At 69.6% G+C, this 1,506-nt stretch carries 3 protein-coding genes; all 3 read left to right on the top strand.

Annotated elements, in window-relative coordinates; all coding sequences use genetic code 11:
* Positions 1–220 precede the first annotated feature (220 nt).
* Complete coding sequence (locus MKK75_RS06555; protein WP_244041806.1) at positions 221–478, top strand: hypothetical protein; 258 nt, start codon at positions 221–223, stop codon at positions 476–478.
* A 7-nt stretch (positions 479–485) separates the two neighbouring features.
* On the top strand, positions 486–902 hold the full coding sequence (locus tag MKK75_RS06550; RefSeq protein WP_244041805.1) for a hypothetical protein: 417 nt from the start codon (positions 486–488) through the stop codon (positions 900–902).
* A partial coding sequence (locus MKK75_RS06545) for a hypothetical protein (protein ID WP_244041804.1) occupies positions 899–1,506 on the top strand: 608 nt, incomplete at its 3' end. The genes MKK75_RS06550 and MKK75_RS06545, both read left to right, overlap by 4 nt.

Below are 1,506 nucleotides of genomic sequence, written 5' to 3'. Positions count from 1 at the left end.
TGGTGAGCCTGCAGAAGCAGCCCGGCGACTACGACCCGGACATGTGGGCGAGGCTGCTCGATGACTAGCGCCCCCGCCCGTCGAGCCACGGTTATCAGCCACGACCGATCGGGTGCGGGTCTGTCTCCCCGCTCCCCGATGCGAGCCGTCCGGTTGAGCGCGCGGTGTTCGCCCGCCGTGCTGCTCCCGGCCGGTAAGCGCACCCACGGAGGCTGCCTGAATGGCTGACCAGACCCGGCGTCCGACCCCTGCGGACTTCGCCACCGACCAAGCCCTGTTCGCGGCGTCCCGCGCCGCCCTGGCCGTTCTCGGGGACTGCGGGATGAGCTTCCCGCCCCAGGGGCACACCGACACGGACATCGCTGCCTACCTCGCCCTCGTGGCGGTGCAGGCCTTCGCGGAGAACGGCGGGTCCGTCGACGCCTACCGCAGTCTCGGAACCGTAGCGCCGTCTTGGACGACTCCCCCGGACAGTTGAGGATACCATGCCCCAAAATTATGTTTTTGACGTGCCGATGCGAGATGTTGTGAGGCCGCGCCGCCGAGTTAGCGGCTCACAAAAGTCAAGCGCCGCGAACGACACCATCAGCATCAAGTTCAAGGACTCTGCGACGCCGGTCCGCATCACGACCAAGCGCTTTGGCGAGTTGATGCAGGACGCGATCGACCGGTCTGGCATCATGGAGATGATGGACGAGGTCGGCGAGAAGCTGGCCGAGGTTAAGCTCGCGCGAGACCGCGCTGCCGCTCGCGACCGCGCCGCCCGGGATGCTGTAGCCCAGGCCCAGCGCGACCGGGCCGCCTTCGATCAGGCTTGGGCCGATCGTGCCGAGCATCAGCGCCAGCAGCTGCGCGACATGAACAAGCGGGCTGCCGAATTCTACGGGAGGACCGGTCGATGAGCAGCGCCATCCACGATTTCGCCCCTCAGGTTCCCCGGCGTGACGGTGCCGTGCCTGTCGCCGAGGTGGACCGCCGAGACCATTCGCGCCAGGCCGGCCCCGAGCCGGTCGCCGCGCCCGCGCCTGTCGTCGATCGCACGTTGCATCAGCCGGGCGGCCATACCGTCACGGTCCTGCCTTACCGGCCGGCCTCGGCGTCCGTGCTGCGTGAGGCGCCGCGCAATCACGCCGAACTGAACGCCTTCATCGCCGAGCGGGCCAAGGCGGGACTACCTCTCCCGACCGCCCCCTTGTCGCTCGCGGCTCAGACCGGCTCGGCCCTCGCGGTTCTCGACGCGCATCAGCATGCCGCCCGTCCAGTGGCCGAAATGCCGGCGCTAGAGGCCGTGGCCCGGGCCAAGCTCCGAGATGCCCTCAACGTCCGCGCTGGCGCCCGTGAGGCCCTGGCGGCGAAGGAAGCGGCCTTGGCGAAGGCGCGCGAGGTGGAGCACGAGGCCATCGTCGCCGAGAGCCGCGCTCAGCTTGCCGAACTGGACGGCGGCGACGACCTGGCCCGCCGGATCACGGAATGGTCTGAGAGGGGCGGCGAGCGGCCCGACCTTGC

This window comes from Methylobacterium sp. J-030, from assembly GCF_022829545.1.
Taxonomy (GTDB): Bacteria; Pseudomonadota; Alphaproteobacteria; order Rhizobiales; family Beijerinckiaceae; genus Methylobacterium.
This window is presented reverse-complemented; position numbering and strand designations above follow the sequence as displayed.

What these genes read in the sequence shown, in the direction of transcription:
- MKK75_RS06555 (WP_244041806.1), top strand. Translation starts at nt 221, where the DNA reads ATGGCTGACCAGACCCGGCGTCCGACCCCTGCGGACTTCGCCACCGAC.
- MKK75_RS06550 (WP_244041805.1), top strand. Translation starts at nt 486, where the DNA reads ATGCCCCAAAATTATGTTTTTGACGTGCCGATGCGAGATGTTGTGAGG.